This is a genomic window from Candidatus Defluviilinea gracilis (genome assembly GCF_057138825.1).
Genome location: NZ_DBNHEF010000004.1, coordinates 1 through 26629, shown reverse-complemented (window position 1 = coordinate 26629; position 26629 = coordinate 1). Strand labels below are relative to the sequence as shown.

Annotated in this window: 23 protein-coding genes; 17 read left to right on the top strand and 6 right to left on the bottom strand. The window is 55.2% G+C overall.

Features of this window, described 5'->3' with window-relative positions; all coding sequences use genetic code 11:
- The first annotated feature begins 2 nt into the window (after window positions 1–2).
- The 8 genes from uppP to AC16KF_RS00345 all read left to right on the top strand — a co-directional run bounded on the left by uppP (window position 3) and on the right by AC16KF_RS00345 (window position 9733).
- Window positions 3–833 (top strand): undecaprenyl-diphosphatase UppP, encoded by an 831-nt coding sequence (gene uppP / locus AC16KF_RS00380; RefSeq protein ID WP_484035294.1) that lies wholly within the window; start codon window positions 3–5, stop codon window positions 831–833.
- Between the two features lie 55 nt (window positions 834–888).
- Complete coding sequence (locus AC16KF_RS00375; RefSeq protein WP_484035293.1) at window positions 889–1995, top strand: M20 family metallopeptidase; 1107 nt, start codon at window positions 889–891, stop codon at window positions 1993–1995.
- Between the two features lie 350 nt (window positions 1996–2345).
- Window positions 2346–2858, top strand: coding sequence for a hypothetical protein (locus AC16KF_RS00370; protein WP_484035292.1), 513 nt, complete (start codon window positions 2346–2348; stop codon window positions 2856–2858).
- Window positions 2859–2885: 27 nt separating this feature from the next.
- Window positions 2886–4838 (top strand): acetoacetate--CoA ligase, encoded by a 1953-nt coding sequence (locus AC16KF_RS00365; RefSeq protein WP_484035291.1) that lies wholly within the window; start codon window positions 2886–2888, stop codon window positions 4836–4838.
- A gap of 328 nt (window positions 4839–5166) precedes the next feature.
- Entirely contained in the window at window positions 5167–6462 is a 1296-nt protein-coding gene (locus tag AC16KF_RS00360) for a sulfatase-like hydrolase/transferase (protein WP_484035290.1), read from the top strand.
- 17 nt (window positions 6463–6479) lie between these two features.
- Complete coding sequence (locus AC16KF_RS00355) at window positions 6480–7118, top strand: class I SAM-dependent methyltransferase (RefSeq protein ID WP_484035289.1); 639 nt, start codon at window positions 6480–6482, stop codon at window positions 7116–7118.
- Window positions 7119–7252: 134 nt separating this feature from the next.
- The gene (locus tag AC16KF_RS00350; RefSeq protein ID WP_484035288.1) at window positions 7253–8860 is read left to right on the top strand and encodes a formylglycine-generating enzyme family protein; all 1608 of its coding nucleotides are present in this window, start codon (window positions 7253–7255) and stop codon (window positions 8858–8860) included.
- 291 nt (window positions 8861–9151) lie between these two features.
- Window positions 9152–9733: a hypothetical protein gene (locus AC16KF_RS00345; protein WP_484035287.1), complete on the top strand. Its 582-nt coding sequence runs from the start codon at window positions 9152–9154 to the stop codon at window positions 9731–9733.
- Between the two features lie 65 nt (window positions 9734–9798).
- Here AC16KF_RS00345 and AC16KF_RS00340 read toward each other — a convergent pair whose 3' ends face one another.
- A complete protein-coding gene (locus AC16KF_RS00340; RefSeq protein WP_484035286.1) occupies window positions 9799–11193 on the bottom strand; it encodes an amidase in 1395 nt (464 codons plus the stop codon).
- Between the two features lie 33 nt (window positions 11194–11226).
- On the opposite strand from AC16KF_RS00340, the gene AC16KF_RS00335 reads away from it, so the two are divergent.
- Entirely contained in the window at window positions 11227–12783 is a 1557-nt protein-coding gene (locus AC16KF_RS00335; RefSeq protein ID WP_484035285.1) for an ArnT family glycosyltransferase, read from the top strand.
- Window positions 12784–12848: 65 nt separating this feature from the next.
- Here AC16KF_RS00335 and AC16KF_RS00330 read toward each other — a convergent pair whose 3' ends face one another.
- Window positions 12849–14828, bottom strand: a complete 1980-nt coding sequence (locus tag AC16KF_RS00330; protein WP_484035284.1) for a formate--tetrahydrofolate ligase — start codon at window positions 14826–14828, stop codon at window positions 12849–12851.
- 365 nt (window positions 14829–15193) lie between these two features.
- Window positions 15194–16033: an isopentenyl phosphate kinase gene (locus tag AC16KF_RS00325; RefSeq protein WP_484035283.1), complete on the bottom strand. Its 840-nt coding sequence runs from the start codon at window positions 16031–16033 to the stop codon at window positions 15194–15196.
- 79 nt (window positions 16034–16112) lie between these two features.
- Between AC16KF_RS00325 and AC16KF_RS00320 the strand changes: the two genes are divergently transcribed.
- From AC16KF_RS00320 to AC16KF_RS00300, 5 genes are all read left to right on the top strand, one after another.
- A complete protein-coding gene (locus AC16KF_RS00320) occupies window positions 16113–17189 on the top strand; it encodes a hypothetical protein (protein WP_484035282.1) in 1077 nt (358 codons plus the stop codon).
- A 5-nt stretch (window positions 17190–17194) separates the two neighbouring features.
- Window positions 17195–17410, top strand: a complete 216-nt coding sequence (locus AC16KF_RS00315; protein WP_484035281.1) for a hypothetical protein — start codon at window positions 17195–17197, stop codon at window positions 17408–17410.
- A 119-nt stretch (window positions 17411–17529) separates the two neighbouring features.
- Window positions 17530–18390, top strand: a complete 861-nt coding sequence (locus AC16KF_RS00310; RefSeq protein WP_484035280.1) for a hypothetical protein — start codon at window positions 17530–17532, stop codon at window positions 18388–18390.
- A 15-nt stretch (window positions 18391–18405) separates the two neighbouring features.
- The gene (locus tag AC16KF_RS00305; protein ID WP_484035279.1) at window positions 18406–18900 is read left to right on the top strand and encodes a PaaI family thioesterase; all 495 of its coding nucleotides are present in this window, start codon (window positions 18406–18408) and stop codon (window positions 18898–18900) included.
- Between the two features lie 199 nt (window positions 18901–19099).
- A complete protein-coding gene (locus tag AC16KF_RS00300) occupies window positions 19100–19270 on the top strand; it encodes a hypothetical protein (RefSeq protein ID WP_484035278.1) in 171 nt (56 codons plus the stop codon).
- Between the two features lie 90 nt (window positions 19271–19360).
- On the opposite strand, the gene AC16KF_RS00295 is transcribed toward AC16KF_RS00300, so the two are convergent.
- Both AC16KF_RS00295 and AC16KF_RS00290 read right to left on the bottom strand, forming a co-directional pair.
- On the bottom strand, window positions 19361–20269 hold the full coding sequence (locus tag AC16KF_RS00295) for a vWA domain-containing protein (RefSeq protein ID WP_484035277.1): 909 nt from the start codon (window positions 20267–20269) through the stop codon (window positions 19361–19363).
- Between the two features lie 50 nt (window positions 20270–20319).
- A complete protein-coding gene (locus tag AC16KF_RS00290; protein ID WP_484035276.1) occupies window positions 20320–21375 on the bottom strand; it encodes a magnesium chelatase ATPase subunit I in 1056 nt (351 codons plus the stop codon).
- A 234-nt stretch (window positions 21376–21609) separates the two neighbouring features.
- Here AC16KF_RS00290 and AC16KF_RS00285 point away from each other — a divergent pair, with 234 nt between their 5' ends.
- The 3 genes from AC16KF_RS00285 to AC16KF_RS00275 are packed head-to-tail and all read left to right on the top strand — an operon-like array spanning window position 21610 to window position 24463.
- Window positions 21610–22884, top strand: coding sequence for a 30S ribosomal protein S1 (locus tag AC16KF_RS00285; RefSeq protein ID WP_484035275.1), 1275 nt, complete (start codon window positions 21610–21612; stop codon window positions 22882–22884).
- A gap of 41 nt (window positions 22885–22925) precedes the next feature.
- Window positions 22926–24017 carry a dipeptidase gene (locus tag AC16KF_RS00280; protein WP_484035274.1) on the top strand — a complete coding sequence of 364 codons (1092 nt, stop codon included), beginning with the start codon at window positions 22926–22928 and terminating at the stop codon, window positions 24015–24017.
- Window positions 24014–24463, top strand: coding sequence for a hypothetical protein (locus tag AC16KF_RS00275; protein WP_484035273.1), 450 nt, complete (start codon window positions 24014–24016; stop codon window positions 24461–24463). Before AC16KF_RS00280 ends, AC16KF_RS00275 begins: the two co-directional genes overlap by 4 nt.
- A 357-nt stretch (window positions 24464–24820) precedes the next feature.
- Here the strand turns inward: AC16KF_RS00275 and AC16KF_RS00270 are convergent.
- Window positions 24821–26629: sortase (locus AC16KF_RS00270; protein WP_484035272.1), on the bottom strand; the 1809-nt coding region annotated here is incomplete at its 5' end.

The window sequence follows — 26629 nt, the reverse complement described above, 5'->3', positions numbered from 1 at the left end:
AAATGACCCTCCTCCATGCCTTCCTCCTCGGCATTATTCAGGGACTGACCGAATTCATTCCCGTTTCGTCCACTGCGCATTTATTGATCGGGCAAAAACTCTTGGGCATCCCCGCCGATGGCGCGATGTTCTCGTTCCTCGTAATCGTCCAACTCGGAACGCTCGTGTCCCTTTTTGCGTTTTACTGGAAGGATTTGCTCACTATCGTGAGTTCCACGTTCCAAGTTTCACGTTCCATGCTGACCAAGCCGCGTGAAACTTGGAACTTGAAACCTGAATCTTTACTTGGCTGGTACATACTTATCGCCACCATCCCTGCGTTACTCGCTGGCTACTTGCTCAAAGACGCAGTCGAAGCGTTGTTCCAACAACCTATGCTTCAAGCCTCCATTCGATTATTCTCTGCCGCGATTCTACTCACGCTGGCTGAATTGTTGACTAAGAAGAATCGAAATCTCGAATCAATGACGTGGCTCGATGCTCTGGTGATCGGCTTGTTCCAAATTATCGCCGTCTTCCCCGGCGCCTCGCGTAGTGGAACAACGATTTCAGGCGGCATGTTTCGCGGACTCGACCGCCCGTCTGCGGCGCGGTTTGCCTTTTTGATGTCAGTTCCCGTCATGCTCGCGGCGGGCGGATATGAAATGTTGGATGTGATGAACATGCCCTACCTCAGCGGATTCCTCCCCCTGCTCGCGGTTGGATTCGTCACTGCGGCAATTGTCGGCTGGTTCGCGATCAAATGGCTGATTGATTACTTGAGCAAACGGTCACTGTATGTGTTTGCCGTTTATTGCGCAGTTGTGGGTACCGTCGTTCTGATATTTTCCTGAAGCCAAACTGATCACTGTTCACTGATAACTTTATTGACTATGGAACTATGAAACCATGAAACTAACGCAACTCCTAAAGACCCTCGTCGAAACCGAATCTCCGTCGCACGATAAATCCGCCGTTGACCGCGTCGGAGTCATTGTCGCTGAAGAAGCGCGCAAATTGGGCGGGCAGGTTGAAGTCATCTCCAACAAGGAAACTGGCGATCATGTCTTAGCTCGGTTCTCGCCAGCCCGACCTTCGACCTTTGACCCTCAACCTTCAATTTTAATTCTCTGCCACATGGACACCGTCTTCCCCATCGGCACGATTCAAAAAACTCCCTACCGCGAAGAGGACGGGAAAATTTTCGGTCCTGGCACGCTGGATATGAAGGCTGGGATTGCCATCGCGCTTGCCGCAGTCGAGTCAGCTCAAAGGTCGGGGTTGAAGCGTTCGGTCACGTTGTTATGCACATCCGATGAAGAGATCGGCAGTCACACATCGCGCGAATTAATTGAGTCGCTGGCGAAAGAGTCCGCGCTGGTGTTGGTGATGGAAGGCGCGTTGCTCGACGGCTCGCTGAAAACATGGCGCAAAGGCACGGGCGGATTTTCGGTCACGGTTCACGGACGCGCGGCGCATGCGGGCGGCGATCATCAGGCGGGACGCAACGCCATCGAAGAGATGTCGCATCAAGTGATCGCGATTCAAAAACTGACCGATTATGAAAAACAAACAACGGTGAATGTCGGCGTGATGCGCGGAGGCACGGTGTCGAATGTTGTGCCAGAGGAAGCGCGCATCGAAGTGGATGTGCGCGTGATGCAGGCGGGCGAGTGGGAGCGACTCGAATCGGAAATGCAAAAACTCAAACCCGTTCTCGATGGAACATCTATTGAGGTCGTTGGCGATTTGAATCGTCCGCCGATGCCGTTCGATGAGCGGATGAAATCCACGTTTGAAAAAGCGAAAACTATCGCGGCGCGAATCGGCATGGAACTCATGGCGGGCGGCACAGGCGGCGCGTCGGATGGAAATTTTGTCGCGCCGCTCGGCATTCCCTTGCTCGACGGCATGGGCGCGGTGGGCGAGGGCTATCACTCGGAGCGCGAATTTATTTTTGCAGACAGCCTTGAACAAAAAACAAAGTTGATCGCGGAGTTGATCGAGAAGTGGTGAATCGCGGCGCGGGATGGTTGCATATTAAGAACTTAACCGAGCAATCGTTGCGCTCTGTTTTGAACCACGGAGACACTGAGTCACGGAGTTTTTTTAATTGGTTTTTCTCAGCGCTTCCGTGTCTCAGTGGTTCGATTTATTGTTCGACTAATTGTGAAAAGAACAAGTATCCTGCAGACCGAACGGGCAGATCGCTTCGCGCAATCCGCCCCACGTTTTTTTTCTTTCTTCCCTTCGACAAGCTCAGGGCGGCGCTTTTCTCTTTCCTTTTATTTTCCTGCTCGACGAACCCGCCTCAGACCCCGCCTCAAGTTGTCTCCGTCTATTCGACCTTCGCCGCCGAGCCGTGGTTGAGCGATCTCTATGCCTGCGCGGATTCGGTTGCCACCCTCGTCCGCGTGGACGATCCCAACTCCGCCGACATCGCGTTGCAAATTGGTGAGCCAGAATTTTTATCTTCGTTTGCGTATCAGATTGACGAAGAGGAAATATTGATCGTGACAGATCGTCAAAGCCCGCTCCAAAATTTGACTCTCGACGAGGCGCGCGCGTTGTTCATGGGACTTGGCGACCCATCCGCGCAGGTGTGGGTGTATGCGTCAGAGGCGGATGTGCAGAAGGTGTTCGACCAACTTGTAATGGAGGGAAGAAGCGTTTCGTCGTCCGCGTTTGTGGCAGTCAATCCGCAACAGATGTCTGATGTGCTGAATAGTGAATCAAATGCCGTTGGAATCCTGCCACGACAATGGGTGGCGGGTGATATGCGCGAAGTGTATTCAGTTGCGGAAGTCCCCGTGCTGGCGTTGACGAAATCCGAACCGCAGGGCGCTGTCAATCAACTCATCGGCTGTCTGCAAAAATAGTCATATAATGACGGGGAGGAGATGAACATGCGAACTCCATTATGGATTCCCACCGAACAACGTAAACGAGACACGAACATCACGCGCTTCATGGACGCGGTCAATGCGCGGCGGAGGTTGAATCTCGCTTCGTATTCGGATTTATATCAGTGGTCGGTGGAAAATCTCGCTGACTTTTGGGCGGAAGTATGGGACTTAGCCGAGATCAAAGCCTCAAAGCGATTCGACTCCGTAGTGACGGATTTATCCGTCTTCCCGGGCGCAAAGTGGTTCCCCGGCGCGAAGTTGAACTTCGCCGAAAACCTTCTGCGCTATCGTGACGATCATGCGGCATTCGTTTTCATCGGCGAGACGCAAACCTCGAAGCGGATGACGTATGCCGAGTTATATGACTCGGTGGCGCGGCTGGCGCATTCGTTGAAAGAGTCGGGCGTTGATGTGGGTGATCGGGTGGTGGGATACATGCCGAATCTGATCGAGACGGTCGTTTGCATGTTGGCGGCGGCAAGCCTCGGCGCCACGTGGGCTTCGTGCGCCACCGACATCGGTCCCGGCGCGGCGGTTGAACGGCTGGGACAAGTCGCGCCAAAGGTGATGATCACCGCGGATGGATATTTCTACAAAGGCAAGGCGTTCGATACGCTGGCTCACGCGGCGGAGGTGGCGCGGGGAATCTCATCGTTGAAAAAAGTGATCGTCGTTTCGTACACGCGCGAGAAGCCTGATATTTCTCAAATCCCCAATTCGGTTCATTATGAAGATTTTCTTGCGAAAGAGAAAAATCTTGAAATCCAGTTTGAGCAGTTGCCGTTCGATCATCCGCACTACATCATGTTCTCGTCGGGGACGACGGGCAAGCCGAAGTGCCTTGTGCAGTCGGCGGGCGGAGTGCTGATCAATCACCTCAAGGAATTGATCTTGCATACCGACCTCAAACGAAGCGACAAGATTTTCTACATCACATCGTGTAGTTGGATGATGTGGAATTGGCTGGTCAGTTCGCTGGCGGTCGGCGCGACGATTGTTCTTTATGACGGCAACCCGAACTTCCCCGACGCGGGCGCGATGTGGAAGTTGATTCAAGATGAGAAAATTTCCATCTTCGGGTGCAGCGCCAGTTATATCCACTTCTTGAAAAAAGAAGGCATCTCTCCGCGCGCGAGTTTTGATCTATCGTCCCTGCGCGAAATCTCGCAGACGGGTTCGCCGCTCTCCGCGGATGGGTTTGAATACGTGTACAAAGAGATCAAAGCAGACTTGCACTTCAATTCCATCGCGGGCGGCACGGACATCAACGGCTGTTTCGCGGCGGGGAGTCCCATTGTCCCTGTGTATGCGGGGGAGTTGCAGAGCGCGGCGTTGGGGATGAAGATAAAGTCCTATAATGAAAAGGGACAGCCGATTTTCGATGAGCAGGGCGAGTTGGTCTGTGAAGCGCCTGCGCCTTCGATGCCGTTGTATTTTTGGAATGACCCTGACGGCTCGAAATATCACAAGGCGTACTTCGATGTGTATCCCGGTGTGTGGCGTCACGGTGATTATGTGTTGATCCACAAAGACACCGGCGGCGTGACGTTCTACGGGCGCTCGGATGCGGTGTTGAAACCTTCAGGCGTGCGCATCGGCACAGCGGAGATTTATGCGCAGATGGAGAACCTGCCCGAAATTGCAGACAGCCTCGCGGTGGGACAGAACTATCAGGACGACCAGCGCGTGATCCTGTTCGTCAAACTCGCGGCGGGATTTTTGCTCACGGATGAGTTGAAAGACAAAATCAAAAGGACGTTGCGAGAGAATGCCTCACCGAGGCACGTCCCTGCGGTGATTCTCGAAACACCGGAGATTCCGTACACGTTGAACATGAAGAAAGTTGAAAGCGCGGTGACGAATATTTTGAACGGGCGGGCGGTGAGCAATCGGGATGCGTTGATCAATCCGGGGTCGTTGGAGTTTTACGAGAAGATAACGGAACAGTTGTAATACTATGGCGGGAAATTTTTCGCGTTTCAAGAGGGTGTTTTCCAACCGAGCGTTCACGGGCGCGCTTTTGTTTGTGACGTTCTTATATAGTTTCGAAGAAACCCTGTTTGACTTTCAGCAGTTCCGCTTTTTTCAACTTACCATGACCTTGCGTCCGTTCGACGAGAAGTTGGTCGCGGTTTTGTCTGGTATCGCATCGCTTGGGATCTTCTTTTGGTTCACTTGGGTATCGTTAAAACTTCCCCGCAACATTCAGATTATTCCAGTAATTTTACTTACTGTTTCGTCTCTCGTCGAATATGGATTCTGGAAGGCTGTAAAACGGTTCATGTCAGATGTAGACTTACATATCGCTTTCTCGACACCCTATAGCACATGGACGGGGGCAGGGGCATTGTATTTTGACTGGCGGTTCATTTTCCCTGTTGCAGGATTTGTTATTGTATTATTTGTTTTTTGGGAAAAAGAGAGGACAACCCACAACGGGCGTAGAGCTTGGAGCTTATTTCTATTTCTGGCGGCGCTTTGTTTTTCATATACATTGACAGGCAAGTCGCTCAGTTTAGGAACATCCGTCTCCTCGTTTTACCAGACGATACCGCGTTTTATTTTTAATGAGCTCCGACCGTCTGCGCGGGCAGATGTCGGCTTTCAACAATCCGTTGCGCCGCAAAACAACATTGTTTTGGTGATCGATGAAAGCATCCGCGGCGACCACCTCAGCGTTAATGGATACGCCCGCGCGACAACGCCCGTTCTGGATGAATTGCTTCGCCACAGCGATTCAATTCGGAATTGGGGACTGGCTGTGGCAGGCGCGACGTGCAGTTACCCTTCCAATGCCTTGATCTTGACCGGGGTTCGTCCTGGAGTGGATGAATTTGGGATGGTGGAAACGCATCCCACTGTATTCCAATACGCGAAGGCAATGGGATATGAAACGGTTTACATGGATGCCCAAACGAACACCTTTTGGAATGGGCTGACCCCGGACGATCTTGAATATATCGATGTATGGATCAAAGCGAAAGACCTGGGCGATGATATTCAAAGTGATTTTCGCGCGGCAGACTGGATCGTGGAGCGAACGATGAACGATACAGGGAATTTTATTGTGTTGAACAAACGCGGCGTCCATTTTTTATATGAAAACTCGTACCCTGCGGGTTTCGAACTCTGGGGTCCAGTCCCCGGCGAGTACACCAGCCAACCCGAGTTGGTGACCAACCCGTATGATAACGGCGTGATGTACAATGTGAACGCGTTCTTTGAGCGGCTGTTGGCAGATCCTCAAATCCTTACGGATACGACGATCCTGTATACATCCGATCACGGGCAGACGCTATTCGAAAACGGCGTAAGTTGGTTGCATTGCAATGACACGCCAATGGAGGCGACTATCCCGCTCCTCATGCTGGGGCGCAACCTGCCCGCATCCTCTGACGAGAATTTTCTGGCGAGTCACAGCAACATTATGCCGACATTGTTGGACCTAATGGATGTGCCAGACAAATTCAGAGTATATCCTTATGCGCCGTCGTTATTTTCGCCCGCTTTTGATGCGGCGGGTGGACGATGGTTTTTTGATGGAAGTTTACGGCTGATCGAGTTTCATTCTCCTTGATCTTGAGCGGAGGTCTTATGCCCTGTAATTGCTGTGAAATTGAAAACAACACCTTCACTGAGGCGTCAGCCAAAGCGAATCTCAGAGATTATCGCCGCCGTGGTCCCGCCAAACAAACCCGATTAATCCTCGAAGCGGTGCGTTCATTGGGGTTGAAGGATGCCGCGCTGTTGGATATCGGCGGGGGGATCGGGGCGATTCACCACGAGTTGCTCAACGATGTGGCGCGAGAGGCAACGCATGTGGACGCGTCGTCGGCGTATCTCATGGTGGCGACGGAGGAGGCAAAGCGGCTGGGGCATGAGGCGCAGGTGAAATTCATCCATGCCGATTTTACGGATGTGGCGGATGAACTTCCGCAGGTGGATGTGGTCACGCTGGATCGTGTGGTGTGTTGTTACCCGAACTTTCGTGAGTTGTTGAAAGCGGCTTCGTCGAAGAGTCGTCAAGCAATCGCTCTCACCTATCCGCGCGAGACGTGGTTGTCGAAAGTGGTGGTGAAAGCGGCAAATTTGATTCAGCGGATTCGCAGAGACCCATTTCGCGTATTTGTGCATCCCGTAGCGGAGATGGAGGCGTTGCTGAATAAAGAGGGGTTGAAAAGAATATCCACGCGCAGGTTGTTCGTGTGGGAGATGGCGTTGTACCGGCGGTGAGTTGTCGCCCTCAGGGTTGCGCGCTGATCGAATGTGGCGAAAACTTCATCACCCATTTGTAAGGGTTCAGGTTTCAGGGCGGCTTGTATAATTACATCATTGTGAACTTCAGACTCTCGCAAGGAATTTTCTCCATGAAGAAGTTGAATAGTATCGTCTCGATATTTTTTATCGGCGCGTTCCTCATGTCCGCATGCAATTTGGGGGCGATGCCTCAGGCGACGAGCGAGCCGGGGAGCGCGATCCAGCCTCCCGTCGGGACTGAACCGCCTGTCTTGACGGAAGTCCCGATCCAGCCGACACAGCCGCAGACGATCACGCAGGCGCCGGTCGACCTTTCCGGTCCTCCGATGGAAGTGGGATCGAAATTCCTGTATGTGGATGGGAGCACGCTCGTGGCGGTGCCGGGCGGTCCGTTCACCATGGGGCATGGCGGGGACGATAACCCTGAGCATGAAGTCAATGTCAGCGATTTTTGGTTATATCGTTCGAAGGTCACGAATTCGCAATATGCGCTGTGTGTTTTGTTGGGCAAATGCTCGCCGCCAAATGTCGATAAGAACGGCGGCTATGGCGACCCGGTGCGGGCGAATCATCCGGTGACGGGCGTGAATTATCAGCAAGCCTCGGAGTATTGTTCGTTCGTGAATGGGCGTTTGCCGACCGAAGCCGAATGGGAAAAAGCCGCGCGCGGACCGGATGGGAACATTTATCCGTGGGGCGACGCGACGCCGCAGTGCGATCTGGTGAACTATGGCACGTGTGAATACGAAACATCGAAAGTGATCGATCACCCTGCGGGGCAGAGTTATTACGAAGCCTTCGATATGGCGGGTAATGTGTATGAATGGGTGGCGGATTGGTACGATGCCAACTATTACAACAATTCGCCGCTGGACGACCCGCTGGGTCCCGATCTTGCCCTCCGTCGGTCTGTGCGCTCCAGCGGATTCAACTCCCCCGCGTACGAATCCGAATCGGCGCGGCGCCTCTCGCTTGCCCCGGTGGAGCAACGCAACGATCTCGGCTTCCGCTGTGTGGTGGAAGACCCGATGTATTTTGCGCCGATGTGCGCCGCCGCGTTGGTGTACGGACAGGACGCCGCGCCCGGCTCGCCTGGCGGCGGAGGCGCGCCTTCAGAGACCTGCCCCACGGTAGCGATTCAAGTTGTGCCGATCTGTGTGAATCAGGCTGGCTCGGCGAATGTGAGTTTTACCGGTCCCCCGGGAGCGGCGGTGGATGCGGGGACTTGTTCGCCCACCGGCAATCCCGGTCAATACAGTTGTCTTTCGCCGACGACCATTTCGATTAAAGCCGATTGCCAGCAATCTTTGCCGGGCAGTCCGGCGTGCCCGCTAGGGTTCCAGCAACAGGGAAATCAATGCGTTTCACAAGGCTGGCCAGGACAGTGTTTGCCGGGTTATAACTATGACCCGAACAGTCAATGTTGCTCGGCTCAACCGGGGCAGGATGGCAGTGTTCCGCTTCCGCAATGCCCGGTAGGTACGTATTATCTCCCCGGTCAAAATGTCTGCGTGCCATACCCCGCGCAGGGAGTTGTGTCGGTGGTGCAGAATGTGGGCATCCCGAATTGCATCATTCCGACGAGGAAGCCGGGTGGTGGGGGAGATATTCCTGATGTTCCCACCGTTTGCGCGCCGCCAACAGATAATTGTGGAAATTTTCTTTGGTGTGAGAAACTTTGCGCTTGTGTTCGCTCGTCAACGCAATGTCCCCCGTGATCTCTGCTGCGAATTGGGTCAGGGCTTATACAAGATCGGAGTACATGATGTTGATCGCGCGCGACGACCTGTAAACTGACGGGAAGTTGGCGCGATAAATCGCAACCTGTCCAATTCGGGGAGGTAGAAGCGGGGTTTCGTTTCGAGCGGCATGGGGAAATCATACCATTCTGAACCAGCCTTACAACTTGGCAAAGAGGTGGCTTTCTATGTATTCGATTGTTGAGTCGAGCGTCATGATTGCATATCACGCTCAACAAGGTTGAGCGATAAACCCAAAAGGAGTTAATTATGAAGAAGAAGTTGTTTGTTATTTGTCTCGCGCTTTCGATGTTGACAATGGTCACCGGCAATGTTTTGGCGGCGCCTTCGGCAGGCTCCGCTTTGACCCTGCTCAGCGCGACTGCGGGCATGAACGGGACCGTATTCCTCTTCAAGGTGTCCGGCGAGTTTTCCGGGGCGCACTTGAAAGGTTCCGCGCATGTGCAAGGCGGGGAAGATTACGGGCTGGATTGCCGGCAATTGGATGATGAAACCGTCCGCTGTACCGCTTCGAGAAACGCGCAAGGCAATGTGACTGTCATGTTTGGCGGTTCGACTTTCTGGACCTATGTCGCGCCGTTCACGAGACCCACTACATATTGTTATAACGTATTCGATTGGGCTTTAAATTTCACGTACTGGCAGCACATTGGAGACTACTGCCAGGATGTCCCGGCGCAATATGGCGATGTGATCGAAGATTACCATAACATGTATTGGAATGAGGACTACGATTTTGAGTTTTTGCCGAACAGCCCGGAAACGTGGGTGCATTGTGGCGTATCAATGCCTCCCCAATCGGGTGACGCCTATTATTATCCTGATTGCTAGAAAAGGTTTGCAGGATTTTATGACGTTGAGAACCGCCCCGGCAAAATTCGCCGGGGCGGTTTTTGTTAGACCATACTACGAGATTTTTCGCCCCATTCCGTCGCCTGCTCGAAGGCGTACCCGGCGTTCAAAACTTTCGCGTCGCCCCAGGCGCGCGAGACGATCTGCAAGCCGAGGGGTAGTCCGCTGGAAGTGAATCCGCATGGGATGGAGAGCGCAGGCAGACCCGTGAGGTTGAACGGCGCGGTGAAGCGCGTCAGCCGCGCGGCTTGCTCCACCGCGTCGTGACCTTCGATGGTCGGCGCGGGGATGGGCGTGGTCGGCAGGATCAGCAAATCGTGCGCTTCGAAGAACAACTCGAATCGTTTCTTCATTTCGGCTTGAGTCCGCCTCGCCAACGCGTATTCGGTGGAGGTGGTCTTCGCGCCCTCTTGCAACCGGCGGCGCACATCCTCGCCGAACCATTCGGGATGTTCCTTCAAGCGATCGCGGTGCGCCGCCGCGCCATCGGCTTGCGTCATGGTCTTATTGGCAGATGCGGCGTCGCGCAACCAATCCATGCCGATCTCTTCGACGATGCACCCCATGCCCTCAAATACGTTTGCCGCATCGCGCGCGGCTTGCAACACGTCCGCGTCCGCGCTTGCAAAATAGTCGCCCACAGCGAACGCGATGCGCCTGCCCGCCATATCATCTGTCAGATGACCGAGATAATCGCCGTTCAACATTTTGATCGAGGCGGGGTCGAACGCGTCATACGACGAGATAGCCTGCAACAACAGCGCCGCATCTTTCACGCTTCGAGTCAGCGGACCAACGTGGTCGAGATTCCACGAGAGGGGGAACACGCCGCGCAGGCTGACGCGCCCATACGTGGGTTTGAACCCGACCACGCCGCATAGCGAAGCCGGGATGCGGATCGAGCCGCCGGTGTCGGTGCCGAGCGCGCCGAGCGCCATGCCGGTCGCCACCGCGATGGCTGACCCGCTCGAGGAGCCGCCGGGGATGCGGGTGAGATCGCGCGGGTTGCGGGCTGTGCCGAAATGGGGATTGTTCCCGGTTACGCCGAGCGCGATCTCGTGCGTGTTGGTCTTGCCGATGATGAACGCGCCGGCAGAGTTGAGTTTCTCCACCACAAAGGCGTCCTCATCGGGGATGTGATCTGCGAAAAATTTCGAGCCGGCTGTGGTGCGTATCCCCGCCGTGTCGAATAGATCCTTGACGGCGATGGGGATGCCGCGCAGAACGTCCGCGTAGGTGGCGCGGGGAGTTGAGGCGGGGATCATCGTGCTTGCCACACTGCGCGCGAACGAATCCTGCACGGTGATGAACGCGTTCAGTTTAGGGTTGAGTCGCTTGATATTGCCGAGGCAGGCAGAAGCGAGGTCTGACGCGGTGAGTTTTTTATCCTGCATCAACTCAAGGGCTTCTTCGATGGTTTGCGCGGGGAGCGGGGTCATGCCCTCCATTATAATGAAAACATGCCGTATTCAATGGATAAAAAGTACTTGTGGCTTTTGCTCGCCATTTCGCTGACGGGCGCGTTGATCGCCGCGCTGGTTATGTCGAGGTACGGTCCTGGCGTGTCGGCAGACGCTACGAAATATTTATCGATCTCTCAAAACCTGTTGGACGGCAAAGGCTTCTTCGATCACACCGGGCGTCCGCTTTTGTGGTGGCCCCCGTTGTATCCGCTTGAAATTGCGGGCGTGAGTCGCCTCACGGGTCTCGATGTGCTTTTCGCAGCGAGCTGGCTCAACATCATCACGTTCGCCGCAAATATTTTTCTCAACGGCGCGTTGGTCTATTACGCCTTCCCCGATAAACCGCTCCGTCAATTTCTCGGTGCGCTCTTCATCCTCACTTCGGACATGGCGATTCGCATCCACGCGAACATTTCCTCCGAGCCGCTCTTCGTCACCTTTTCGATGATCTTCCTCTTCGCCAGCGCGGACTATTTGCAGACTCGTTCGCGCCGCGCGTTGTGGTGGATGATCGCCATGTCGGCTCTTGCCCCTCTTCAACGTTATCTTGGGGCGAGTCTCATCGCGGCGGGGGGCTGTTTCATCCTCTTCGCCCACCGCAGGGACATCTGGCGCGGCATCCGCGAATCGTTTCTGTTTGGCGTTCTATCCCTCATTCCCATCGCCGCGTGGATTGGATTTCACAACATCGGCAAATATAACTCCTTCTGGGGCGTGAGCGGCTCCATCGTGAATCCGCTCGAAAACCTGCGCCTGTCGCTGGCGAAGATTCTGCACTGGTTCATTCCGAATCATCCAGCGCTTCAACCGCTCTTCGACAATCCATGGATCGTGGTCGGCATAATCGCAGTAATTCTTTTGTTGCTCAACAAAAAAGAGAATTGGAAAACTTTTGCGTGGACGATGATGCAACCGATCCCGTTCGTCTCGTGGGCGTTCTTCGCTTGGACAATCCTCGGGCTGATGTACTCCGTCACCACCGAGGACCACGTTGATCTTTTCTCGGATCGCTATTATGTCGGCTTACTCTCGCTTGTGCTGGTGATGTTGTTCGTTACTTTTGATTCACTGATTCTCCCTCATCTGAAATGGAATCAACTCACGCTCCAAAAACTCGGCGCGGCGGTTTTCTTCCTCTGGCTGGCAGTTTACCCCGCCTGGAGTTTGGTGAAATATGTTTCCGCCTCAATGCAAAACGGCGAGGCGAGCGGATACAACGTTTACAACAACCGCGCCTTTCACGAGAATCCGATCATCAAAGCGATGCAAAGGATTGCAATAGAAAATCCCGATGCGACGTTGTACAGCAACTATACCGACGGCGTCTGGTTTTTCACGAGGCGCGAGTCGCCGATCATGCCGCGTTCGTTCACGATGGAATTGGATGAGATCAAGCAAAATTATTCAGGCTGGCCCCACGATAAGCCCGGCTACATCATCTGGATTCTGCCGAACAGCATTTATCGCAATGCCGTCCCCCCGAAACTGCTGGCAGAGATCGCAGACCTTGAGTTGGTTGTCAAGATCGAAGAAGGGGAGATCTATAAGGTGGCGCTAAAGAAATAGCCACAGAGAGCACAGAGTTCTTTGAGTTTTTTCTCAGAGTCTCTGCGCGCTCTGTGGCTGAGTTTTTAGAACAATCCCACTACTTTACCGGTCTTCAAATCCAAATCCACATCGAAGAAGGCGGGACGGGTGGGCAAGCCCGGCATCGTGCGCATATCGCCGAGGATGGGATAGAGGAATCCCGCGCCCACGCTTGCGCGGATCTCGCGCACTGTGATGCGGAATCCCGTCGGCGCGCCTTTCTTGCTGGCGTCCGTTGTGAACGAGAGATGCGTCTTCGCCATGCAGATGGGAAGTTGATCGAACCCGAGGCGGGTGTAACGCGCGATCTGTTCTTCGGCTTCGGGGGTGTAGTCCACGCCATCGGCGCGGTAGAGCTTGACGGCGATATCTTCGATTTTGCTCTTGATGTTGTTCTCCAGCGGATACAGGAAATGGAACTTGCTCGGCATCTCCGCCGCTTTCACCACCGCTTCCGCCAATTTCTTCGCGCCCGCGCCGCCGTCTGCCCAGTGAGTCGAAACGACCGCGTCGCTGGCGCCCATCTTCAGCGCGGCATCGCGGATGAGTTCCACTTCGTTTTTGGTGTCGGTGGCGAACGAGTTGACCGCCACGACCACATTCACGCCGAACTTGCGCGCGTTCTCGATGTGACGTTCCAGGTTAGGCAAGCCCGCGCGAAGCAGTTCGAGATTCTCGTCGGTGTATTCCGTTGGGAGAGGTTTACCCGCCACCACTTTCGGTCCGCCACCGTGCATTTTCAACGCGCGGACGGTGGTAACCATCACCACCACATGCGGGATCAAACCGGAGTAACGGCATTTGATGTTGAAGAATTTTTCCATGCCGATATCCGCGCCGAAGCCGGCTTCGGTGCAGACAAAACCGTCCTTGCCGACGAGTTTGAGCGCGATCTTATCGGCGAGGATGGAACTGTTGCCATGGGCGATGTTGGCAAACGGTCCGGCGTGAACCGTGGCGGGGTTGCCTTCGAGAGTCTGCATCAGGTTCGGCTTGATCGCGTCCTTCATCAACACGGTGACCGCGCCCGCCACGCCGAGGTCTTCCACCGTCACGGCTTCGCCGTTCTTGTTCGTGGCGACAACCATCTTGCCGAAGCGTTCGCGCATATCTTTGACGCTCGTCGTCAGCGCGAGGATCGCCATGATCTCTGAAGCAACCGTAATGTCGTAGCCGGAGCGGTGTTCGTATCCCGCTTCGTCTTTGCCAAGTCCCACTTGAATTTCGCGCAGGAAGCGGTCGTTGGTATCCAGCACGCGCCGCCAGGTGATGGTGGCTTCGTCGATGTCGAGCCGCGCGAAGCGACTCCGTTCTTCGGGCGTGAGGTCATTGGGATTGGTTTTGTTGATGCCGAGTTTTTTCACGCGGCGCAACATGGTGGGCGAGAATTTGCGGTTGCCTTTTTTGTCCATCGGGCAGAGCGCGTTGAACATCTTTTCGCCGTCTTGTTGTTTTTCGTGCATCACGCGCACATCCAGCGCGGCGGCGACCAGGTTGTGCGCGGCGGTGATGGCGTGGTTGTCGCCGGTGAGATGCAGGTTGAAATCTTCCATCGGGATAACCTGCGAATATCCGCCGCCAGCCGCGCCGCCTTTGATCCCGAAGATCGGTCCCTGTGAGGGCTGGCGGATGGCGGCAACCGATTTTCTGCCGAGGTGCGCGCCCAGCGCTTGCGACAAGCCTACGGTGGTGGTGCTTTTGCCTTCGCCAAGCGGGGTCGGCGTGATGGCGGTCACGACCACATATTTGCCGTTGGGTTTGTCCTTGAGGCGCTCGAGAATTTCGAGTTTGATCTTGGCTTTGTAGGGACCGTATAACTCCAGTTCGTTCTCGCGGATTCCCAACTCTTTCGCTATTTGTAGAATCGGCTTGACCGTTGCCGCCTGCGCGATCTCGATATTGGAAGGGACCGGTCGTAGCAATTTCAATTTGGTTGGCTTGAATGCTGGCGCTTTCTTCGCCGCTTTGACCTTCCGAACGAGTTTCTTCACAGATTTCTTCCCCTTGCTGGTTTTTGTTGCCATGGTGTCTCCTCTGAATTATTTGTAGTGGCGACTTGAGTCGCCTGACTTTGCGCTAAAAACGACTTTGCAGGACTTACGAAGTTGGCGGGCAGTTGTACTGCCACCGCCGCAGTGCAACTACGGCGCAACCGGTTCAACTGCGTAAGTCCTATATTGGATATCAAGAATTTAACCGAGCCATCCTTCCGTTCCGCTTTGAACCACGGACACACTGAGTCACGGAGTTTTTTTAATGGTTTTATTTCGGCAGGCTCAATACAAGTTCTCCGTGTCTCGGTGGTTAGGATGATTGCTTGATCAAATTGGAAAAGAACAACAACTGCCTCGCGCCTGTAACGACTAAAGTCGTTACTACTTTCTACTTTCTACGAACTGATCACCGTCCCCAACGTTTCGCCTCCCAACACGCGGACAAGATTCCCCGGCTCATCGCTGGAGAAAATTTGTACGGTGAGGTTTTCATGCTTTTTGACCAACGCAAGCATCTGCTTCACTTTCGACTCCATGCCACCGGTCACATCTGCCGCCGCAGACTTGCCGACGCCCGATTGAATCTCGTTGAACGAAGCGGGTGTGATCTTTCCCACCTTCTTCGTGCGCGCGGGGAAGTCTTCCCAGACGGCGGCTTCCAACCCCGCGAGCAAGATTCGGTCGGGGTGAAGCGCGTTGGCGAGGTACATAAATAAATCCTCGGTAGAAAGGATCGTCCCGCCGCGCACTTCATCGAAGATGGTGTCGCCGAACACCACCGGCACGATATCCGCTGCGAGAGCCATGCGGATCGGCGTCGTATCCCAGACCGACACTTGCCCGTTACTTGAGATCACGCTGGACGAGGGCGGCAGAGAAATCGCGCGCACATCCGCTTTGTGGAATGCCTCCATCACGAATCGATTCAACGTGGACGCCTGATACCAGACCTCGGCAAAACCCTTCCAGTAACTGTCTTGCGTGTCGTCGCGCTGGCGATAGACCAACGGCGTGGCGCGCGGCGGGAGTCCATCGCGCGTTTTATATTCGCTCGCGGGCACGTGGCCAAAAGAGCCGGCGCCGTGTCCAACGAGCACGCGCAGGTCGGGGTGGGTTTGAAGCGCGGTTTTAATCTGCAAGGCGAGATCGTCCATCACATCCAGCAGGGGAGTGTAAGGCTTGGTTTTATCGGTGATCAGCGAGCCGCCCAGTTTGAGGAAAACGAGTTCTTTCATATATCCATTGTAAATGAGGTGATGGGCGCTCCGCAAGTGACTGCCACACGCCGCAACAAGGCATTATAATCTTCGCCTTATGAGTGCGGGCATTCTCGTCATCGGTCTCGTTGTGTTCTTTGCGATCGCGGCATTGCTCGCGGCGCGCGTGGGCATTCGTTCGATTCAAGCGGCTCGCGCCATGGTGTTCTATCGCAAGCGACAATCGTACATGCGCTTTGGTCGTCAATGGCTCATGGTCGCATTCTTCGCGTTGGTTGCCAGCGGCGCCTCCGCCTTGTTTGGCAGACCCCTTGCAAATCAAATCTTTCCCCCGTCTCCCACGCCCTCGGCAACAAACACGGCAACCGCGATACCGACGACCACCTCGCCCCCAACCCAGACCGCGACGGAGCGCCCAACCGCCACCGTGACCGCGACGCCGTCGCCGAGTCACACGCCCAGTGTAACTGCCTCAGCCACCGGAACGTTTACCCCATCCCCAACCTTCTCACCCGTAGCGACTGAAACCGCCGCGCCTTCATCCACCTCCACGCCTACAACCACGCGCACAGCGCGTCCCACATTGACACCCACGTTCACGCGCACGCCGCGTCCAACCATTGCGCCGACTCAAACGCGCACGCCTCGACCCACAGCCACATTCACCTCCACCTCCACGATCACCAACACGCCGATCCCATCGGCGACCTTCACTGCCTCACGCACGCCGATCCCCACCTCAACGGTCAAGCCGAGTTTGACGCCGCGCCCTACAGACACACGCCAGCCCACGAAAACTATCACATTCACGCCGACCATCACCTCCACGCCCACCTCGACCTTTACACCGACGCAGACCTTTACCGCAACAGCCACTCATACTTCAACATTAACGTTCACACCGAGCGTCACACCCTCACTCACCTCGACGCGCACGCCGCGCCCAACGCTAACCTCCACATTCACCCGCACCCCGCGACCGACTTCCACATACACAATGACTGCGACCGTCACGCCGAGCCAAACCGCGAGTTCAACGCCGACACAAACCTTCACGCCAAGCCTCACGCCAACATTGACTTCGACGCGCACGCCGCGCCCAACGCTAACCTCCACATTCACCCGCACGCGTACCCCAACACGCACCCCAACACGCACCCCAACACCGCCCTAACGTTCATGAGCAAACAAGCAAACAGGCAAACAAGCAAACAGGCAAACAAGCAAACAGGCAAACAGGCAAACAAGCAAACAGGCAAACAGGCAAACAAGCAAACAGGCAAACAAGCAAACAGGCAAACAGGCAAACAAGCAAACAGGCAAACAAGCAAACAGGCAAACAGGCAAACAAGCAAACAGGCAAACAAGCAAAAAAGTAAACAAGTAAACAAGTAAACAAGTAATAAGTACGCGCGCTAGCGTTTTCATGACCACCCAACTACCCAACTACCCAACTACCCAACTACCCAATTCGATCTTCATCCTTTTCCATCCCCCCTGCTATAATCTTTTCCATGGATATCCGCGCGGGAATCATTGCCGCCGTTTTCTTCCTCTTCATCGGCGCGTTCGTTGTGATGCGTTCAGGCCTGCGCGCATTTATCTCCGCGCGAAAACTTTCGTTCTACCGCATCAAGATCAAACGACAACGCGGCGGATTAGTCACATTCGTTCTCGGCGTGTTGACGCTCGCGTTTGCCATTTGGCTATCCATTTTTGGCGAACCTGTGGCGTATCGGTATTTTCCTCCCTCGCCGACCATCACCCTGTCACCGACCATCACGCTTTCGCCCACCATCACGCTTTCACCCACCATCACGTTATCGCCGACGATCACCAACACCCCATCCGTCACCGACACGCCCACCATCACGCCAACCCCGTTCATTCCGCTTGCCATCGAAGCGTTATTCGAAAGCGTGGTCACGCCAAACCCGAACGCGGTCTTTAGCCCATTGCAGTTCACTGAAAATTGCTCCAACTTTGTCGAGTTCGAAGCGGCGGCTGTCTTTCAAACCCCGGTTCATTACATGTGCGCTGTATTCACCTATGCCGAAATGGTCCCCGGCTCCCAATGGACCGCGCTTTGGTTGCGCGACGGACAACTCGCACATTACGAAACCATCCCCTGGGACGGCGAGACCGGCGGGTACGGGTTCACCGAATGGGAGGCGCCGGCCGATCAGTTTCTACCCGGCGCGTACGAAGTGCAAATCTTTGTTGGACTCGACTACAAGGTGGTGGGGCAATTCGTCATACAAGGCGACGCGCCCAATGCGATTCCCACCCCGAGTGCAACTGTCTCGCCCTCCCCGGCGGAAACCTCATCCCCGGCCTCGCTCCCTGTGAGTACGGCGGTGACCGGAACTCCATGACAAAAAGGAAAACCAATGACCCAAAAAGCCTTCCAAGAGTATTACCCCGAATCCTACGCCCACTGCTATGGGTGCGGCACCCTCAACGAACACGGGCATCACATCCAAAGTTATTGGGACGGCGATGAGTCTGTTTGTCGTTTCATGCCCAAGCCGTACCACATCGCCATCCCCGGCTACGTCTACGGCGGACTGCTCGCCTCCCTCATTGACTGTCACGGCACCGGGACAGCCGCCGGAGTCGCCTATCGCGCCGCGAAAGAAACGGACCCCAATTCGGATCCCAACACGCGCTTTCTCACCGCGTCTCTGCATGTGGATTACCTCAAACCAACTCCGCTCGGCATCGAACTCGAAGTGCGCGGCAAAGTGAAAGAACACAAAGGGCGTAAAGTCGTCATCGAAGAATGGATCGTTGCCAATGGTGTTGTCACTGTGAAAGGAGAGGTAGTCGCCGTGCAGGTTCCCGCGGCGCTGGTGGATGAATTGTTGAAGGGAAAATCATCGTAACAAACAGGGTGGTCGAGTAATCAGTCCCGCGCGCAGTTCGCAGGATATATCGAAACCACCAAGCCATGAGATGATCACTAACCATTGATTACCTTACACTTTCAAAATCGGGACGCAGATTCACGCTGAACACGCGGATTTTTCTTTCTTTTGAATCAGCGAAATCAGCGCCAACCACTGGTTTAACGGAGCGAGTTCATTGGCTGAACTTTTCGAGTTCATTGCATCTTTACTCATTAGCCTAGGGCACGTAGGGCAATACCGCGACGATCTACGCGGCGCCACCCCGCAACGACTTGCAGTCATTGCCCTGCTCTTGCTCCTAACCATCTGCGCGGGGATCGCTTGCCTGATGCTTTATTTTGTTTAAAAAGAGACTGTCACCTGCAAGGTGACAGTCTCTTCGTTTTTCTCAACGCAGACCTCCGAGATTTTTAAAATCTCGGAGGTCTCTGTTTCGTCACTTCTTCATCGGCTTCGCCATCTCATCCTTCACCGCATGATACAAATTCTCCGCTTTTAACTCGCTGAGCGCGTAACACGGCGCTTTGAGGTGATTCGCCAATTGTTGCGCGAGTCCCTGATCGAAAGCGGCGTGTTCCATGTTGATGACCACACATTTGATCTTTTCGTTGGCGATGAGTTCGGCGAATTTGTACGATTCCTCTTGCGGGGGCATTGTGCCAATGGACACGTTCCCCGCGCCGTCGGTGAGAACGATCAACAATGGTTCCACATCGGGGTGATGGAGTTTCTCTTGCCGCAACACATCCGCCGCCATGAACAAGCCCGCCGAAAGCGGGGTCTTCCCGCCGACGGGGATGTCCATCAACGCGCGCTGGGCAAGTTGAACCGAATTTGTTGGGGGCAACACGAGCGTCGCCCGATCTTTTTGGAAGACGATCAGCCCAACTCGGTCGCGGCGTTGATACGCGTCCGTGAGCAATGACAAGATCGCGCCCTTCGTCGCGTTCATGCGCTCAGCGACCGCCATGGACCACGAAGCGTCCACCAAAAACAATACAAGATTTGCCACGCGCTTCACGCGGATCTTGCGTTGCAAGTCCGACGACTCGATGGCAAAAGCAAGCCGTTTTCTTTTTTCTGTCCGTTTTTTCTGGTGAGGCGCGGCGGCGCGAATGGTGGCATCGAAGGCGATATCGTCCTTCTTTTCACCGGCGGGACGCGCTTTGATATACCGTCCGTGTTTGCGCTCGGTTTTGGTAAGCGAACGCCGTCCCGCCTGTTTGCGGGTGAGTTTATCGAGAGGCGTGTTTAATTTGCGGGGTTGGAACTTCTCTCCCGCTTTTACTTTCTGTCCGCCTTCCCACCAATTCGCCGACGTGTTCGCAAACACATCCTGCGGCATTGGCTCAGGCTTGCCCTCCTGCGGACCTTCCTCGCGCTCATCTTCGAGCTTTAAGTTTTTTTTTCTTCGGTTTTATTCTGCTGAGACTCAGACTCGTCCGCTTCAGACTCATCCGGCATAGACTGCCCCGCCAATTGCTCGATGCGTTCCTGCAATTGCTCGGTCGTCATCTCGGCTTGCTGGAAAGGAGTCCGTTTGATGCGGTGGGGGAGCGCCAGTTCGGCGGCAAGCGCGATATCGTGGTCGTTGATCTTTGTGCGACCTTCAAATGCGGCTTGGGCGCGCGCGGCTTTCAAGATGACCAAGTCGGCGCGGTGACCGTCCACATTGAGAGATGCGGTCAACGCGGCGATGGACAGCAAATCGCGGCTGGTATGTTTAACTTCGCCGACGAGTTCGCGTCCTTTTTCGATTTGGCGCGATAGCTCATCCTCTTTCAGTTTCCACTGCTGACGGAACGACTCCGCGTCTTGTTCGAAACCCAGGTTGCGTTCCATGATCATCACGCGTTCGCGCGCGTCGCGGATGCCGACGATATCCACCGAGAGGGCGAAACGATCTAACAATTGCGGGCGAAGCTCGCCTTCCTCGGGATTCATCGTCCCCACGAGAATGAAGCGGGCGGGGTGTGAGAACGAAATCCCTTCGCGTTCGACCATGTTGGTTCCCATCGCGGCAGAGTCCAGGAGAACATCTACCACGTGATCGTCCAACAAATTGACTTCGTCAATGTAGAGCAAGCCGCGATTCGCGCCGGCGAGCACGCCCGGCTCAAAGTGTCGTTCGCCTTTTTGAATCGCCTGCTCGATATCAAGCGTGCCGACCACGCGGTCTTCGGTGGCGGAAACGGGCAGGTTTACGAACGAGGTTGTGCGCGTGTGCGATGGAATTTTTTTGTTGCCGGCGAACCGTTCCTTACATTCGGTGCACCAGGTGTTGGGCTTGTCGGGGTCGCACCCGAAGCGGCAATCGTCCACTACTTTAACGCTGGGAAGCAGCGCGGCAAGCGAGCGCGACGCGGTGGATTTGGCAGTGCCGCGTTCGCCGCGAATAAGCACGCCGCCGATACGCGTATCTACGGCGTTTAAGATCAGAGCGCGTTTCATGCGCTCCTGTCCTACAATAGCTGTGAAGGGAAAAATAGGTGGCATTAATGTGACTCCGAAGCGTGATTATAACGCGTGTTTGAAAAATTCCCAAACTAAAGCCGGTGAGGTGAATCCGGCGGGAGTTTCTCCGCCATCCCGAATATTTTTTTTCACATGGTTGTCTGGGCGGGTTGTCAACTTGTACATTCACCTGTATAATCCCGCTTACATTTTTATCAACCGGAGTATCAAGTGACAGACGAAAACCAAGCCCTGCCTACCCAAGGGAGCGATCGCAATCCGCAGGGAGAACAAAATCATGCGAACAATCAAACCATGGAATCACTGCTCAATGAGCAGGAATTAAACGTCGACCTGCCACAGGCTGGCGAGATTCGCAAAGGGACAATTGCCAGCATCAGCCCCAGCCAGATTCTCATCAGCATTGGCGCGAAATCTGAGGGTGTGGTCTCCGGTCGAGAATTGGATCAACTCACCCCGGCGGAGATCGAGGCGTTGTCGGTCGGGCAGGAAGTCCATGCGTTCGTGATCAATCCCGAAGACGCGAACGGGAACGTTGTCCTCTCCCTCAAACGCGCGCAGGAACAAATTTCATGGGACGACGTGGAAAAACTTATCACCGACGCGGTGGTGATCGAAACCAAGATCATCGGCTTCAATAAGGGCGGGCTGATCGCGGCTGTGGAAGGCTTGCGCGGATTTCTCCCATCGTCACAGATCGGGGCGTTGCGCCGAAGCCAGATCGCCGGCGAAACACCCGAGCAAAAATATCAGAAGATGGTAGGGCAACCCATCTCCATTCGTGTGATTGAAGTGGACCGAGAACGCCGCCGCCTGATCGTTTCGGAACGCGCGGCCAGCGCCGAATCGCGCCAGTCGTTGAAAGAGCGCGTCATCGACGAATTGCAGGAAGGCCAGGTCTATACCGGGCGCGTGACCAGCCTCGCCAGTTTCGGCGCCTTCATCAACGTCAACGGCGCGGACGGGTTGGTGCATCTTTCAGAACTTTCGTGGGATCATATCGATCACCCGCGCGAAGCGCTCGAAGTTGGGCAGGAAGTGAAAGTGAAGGTGATCAACATCGATCGTGAAAAGAAGCGCATCGGTTTGTCGGTGCGCGCTTTACAAGACGATCCGTGGCGCGCGCGCATCGAAAAGTACAGCGTCGGTCAACTTGTGGAAGGCAAGATCACGCGCCTGACGAAGTTTGGCGCGTTTGCCCGCCTCGACGAAGATGTGGAAGGTCTTATTCACATCTCCGAAATTTCAGAACAGCGCATCGAACACCCGAAGGAAGCGTTGCACGAGGGCGATGTGAAAACCCTGCGCGTCATCCGCATCGACGCCGACCAGCATCGCATTGGCTTGAGCCTTCGCAAAGTGGACTCGGCCGCCTTCGCCGACAAAGATTTCAAAATGCTCGCGGCGGAGTTCGACGCCGAAGATGATGATCCTGCGGGAGATTCACCGTTCGATCCGCCGACCGAATCGACCGAGGAAAAATAAAAGGCAAGCGTCCCGCCCTCGCGGGGCGCTTTTTTGAATGTATGACTCTCATCGTTGACTCTCACCAGGACCTTGCCTGGAACATGCTCACCTTCAAGCGCGATTACACGCGCCCGGTGGCTGAAACGCGCCGCCTCGAAGCGAGCACCCTCATCCCCGAACGCATGGGCGATTGCACGCTCGGATGGCGCGAATACCAACGCGGCAATGTGGCGGTCGTATTCTCGACATTGTTCGCCACCCCCGCGCGAAAAAAAGAAACGTGGGACAGCCTGTGGTATCCCGACTTCGACACCGCTCGCAAACTCTATCGCGACCAGGCGACTGCCTATCGCAAACTTGCGGATTCGCACCCGGACAAATTCCGCCTCATCGCCTCGACGGGCGAACTGGATTCCCATCTTCAACATTGGTCACAGCCCGCGCGTGAAGACGAAGGACCCCCGGTGGGATTGGTGATGCTCATGGAAGGCGCGGAGGGAATTCGCTCTATTAAGGAACTCTCCGAATGGTGGGAACTGGGCTTGCGCATGATCGGTCTTGCCTGGGTGGGAACGCGCTACTGCGGCGGCACCGGCGAACCCGGCGGGCTGACCGACGAAGGGCGCCAGTTGATTTCTGCCATGGCAGATTTTAATTTCATCCTCGACCTGAGTCACATGGACGAAGCCGCCGCGTTGGAGTCTCTCGATCGTTATGAAGGCGCGGTGATGGCAAGTCATTCGAATTGCGCCGCGCTGATGAAAGGGTCAGAGTCAAACCGCCATGTGTCTGATCGCGTCATTGCAGGGTTGATCGAACGCGGCGGCGTGCAGGGGCTCATCCCGTTCAACACCTTTCTCAAGGTAGGTTGGAACCGCAAAACTGCGAGCCGCGAGGAGGTACCGTTGGATGCGTACGTGGCTCACATCGACCATGTGTGCCAGATCGCGGGCAATTCCCTCCATGCGGCAATCGGCTCTGATTTCGACGGCGGCTTTGGCTTGCAGTCGATCCCTGCCGAGTTGGATACCATCGCCGACCTGCAGATGGTGCGCGGCAAGTTGCTTGAGCGCGGCTACACTGAAGCGGACGCGGAAAATATTTTGGGCGGCAATTGGCTGAGATTTTTACGAGAGCATTTGCCGAAATGAACGGCGAACCCGGTTTTCGAGTTTCGCGTTTGCGAATCCGACTCAGCCTAATTCTTATTGGGCTGGGCTTGTTTATTTTTACTGTGGGGGCAAAACCCGGCTGGTTTGGTTGGGATCGTAGTACGGTGGTTGGGTTTATTCAAATTTCCGTTTTTCTCATTGGGTTGGCGATGATCTGTGTGGGCGGGTCTATTGGGCTCATGGCGCTGTGGGGCAGGGAGCAACGGAGTATCGTTGCCGATTTTGGTTTGCGGTTGGTGAGCACGGGTTATGTGATCGCGGTGTTTACGGGCATGGCGGATATTTTCGGATTGGGCACTCAGCCGTTGCCGAACGTCCCGTATTTCGGTCCATGGCAATCGGCGGGAGTGCTCATTGGGCAGGTTATTATCGCGATCGGGTTTCTCATGACCATTCCATACAAGATACAGGATGAAAAAGGCTAGAACCTGCTCAAAAATACCATATACGCGGGGAAAAAAGCCGAGGCGCGGTTGTCAGGTTTCCCGTCGGAAATGAAGCGATTTGATTTTCATCCATTGGGCGCGGGGTATTCGCGTCCAGTGTTTGTCATCTCTGAAGCGTATTGAATCAAAAGAGTCCACCGGTTCAACGATGGACTCTTTTGATTTTATGGGTCTCCCGTCATTAACGGGGAAGAGCTTCACCACGAAGGGCACAAAGTACACAAAGGCAAAAAGGAGCCTAGATTCCTTGCGTTTTCCTTTGTGACCGGCGTGTCCTTTGCGTTTGAAAAAAAGGTTTCCCGTTAAAAACGGTAGCGCCGGTTTTATTTACGGGCGTTATTTGTCTGCGATCACGCTGACCAGCACGGCGCGCGCCATGCGGCGGTAGAGGTAGTCGCCTGTCTTGGCGTTGAACCCTTCGCAGGTGATGAGGGTGAGCCAGGTTTTTTCCTCGTGCTTCATCATTGATGTTGTGTCGGTGGAGGAGATCAATGCCGATTCGCGGATCTCGTAAATGAATACTTGACCGAAGGCGTGGATCTTGACCTGGTCGCCATATTGCAGGTCTTTGAGTTTGTTGAAGGGGCCGGGTTTGTTGGTTTCTGTCCATACGTGACCGGTGAGGACTGAGTTGCCCTGCCAGGTGGGGAATGCCGAGCCGTTGAGCCAGCCGGCATCGCGCGCAAGCCAGGTCACATCCCAGCCGTCTTTTGTCTGTGGGATGCCGACAATGTTCATCTTTACGCCGAGGCGCGGAATTTCGATCCACAGGCTTGTGGCGGTGTAGGCTTTTTCCGCAGGTTGAAGCGGCAGGGTGGTGAGTATGCCTTGCGGGAAGCCCGTGGCTGGCACAGCGCTGCGTTGGTTTGCGGGCGCGCTTCCCCCGCCTCCGCCGCCTGCGCCTCCGCCGATCACTGTGAACCGGATGATCGTATCTACCAGCCCGTCGTTTAATTCAAGGTTGATCAGATTCTCGATGGATGTGGTTCCGCACACGTAGAGTTGATACGTTCCCACGGGAAGCGGGATGCCGCCGTTGATATCGAGCGTGGCAATAAATGGACCGCTTCCGCCGTTGTTTGTGTAGGCGGCGGTATTGATCGTTATGGCTGTATCGTCGGCAACCGCGCCGCCCAGGCATGAAAGCGTATCGAAGGCGGCGTTCACGCCGGCTTCGACCAGCAGGTAATTGACGATGTTGTTCGCCGCGCCTGCCGAGGCGTCATTTTTTACATCTTCGTTGTAGGTGACGGTTAACTGGGTTGGTCCGGTTACGGTGGCGGTGTTTGCCGGTACTGAGGCGGTGACGATGGGTCCCGAGTTGTCGACTGTGTAGGTTTCATCGGTGGCGGGTTCGCCGGCGGGGAGCGCGTTTCCAACAGAATCTGTGATGTTCTGAGCGCCGCTCAAATCGATGCCAACCACGCCGTTGAATCCTGCCAGGTCGCCGCCGGAGACGGTGATGTCATAGACGGAGCCGCTGATGGGTGTGACAAGTGTCACTGTTGCCGTGGTCGTTCCGTTGACCGTGAAATCTGCCGTATCGACATTGAGCATATCTTCGCTAAAGGTGGCCCGGAAGACCAGAACGTCTGCGTTGGTTGGGTTGGTCGCGGGTATTTGACGAGCGAATGAGATGAGCGATGTGCTGGTATTGTCGACTGTGTAGGTTTCATCGGTGGCGGGTTCCCCGGCGGGGAGCGCATTGCCAAGGGAATCGGTGATATCCTGCCCGCCAGCGAGATCAAGCCCGACAACTCCATTGAATCCCGCCAGGTCGCCGCCCGAGACGGTGATATCGTACACACTTCCGCTAATGGGTGTGACGAGCGTGACGGTTGCGGTGGTTGTCCCGTTCACGGCGAAATCGCCGACGCTCACGTTGACAACGGTTTCGTTGAAAGTGGCGCGGAACACGAGCGTATCGGCATTGGTCGGGCTGGTGGCAGGGGTTTGTCGTGTGAAAGATGTGATTGATGGAGCCCCATTGTCAAGCGTATAGGTTTCATCGGTGGCAGGTTCCCCGGCGGGGAGCGCATTGCCAAGGGAATCGGTGATGTTCTGTGCGCCGCTCAAATCGATGCCAACCACGCCGTTGAATCCTGCCAGGTCGCCGCCGGAGACGGTGATATCGTACACACTTCC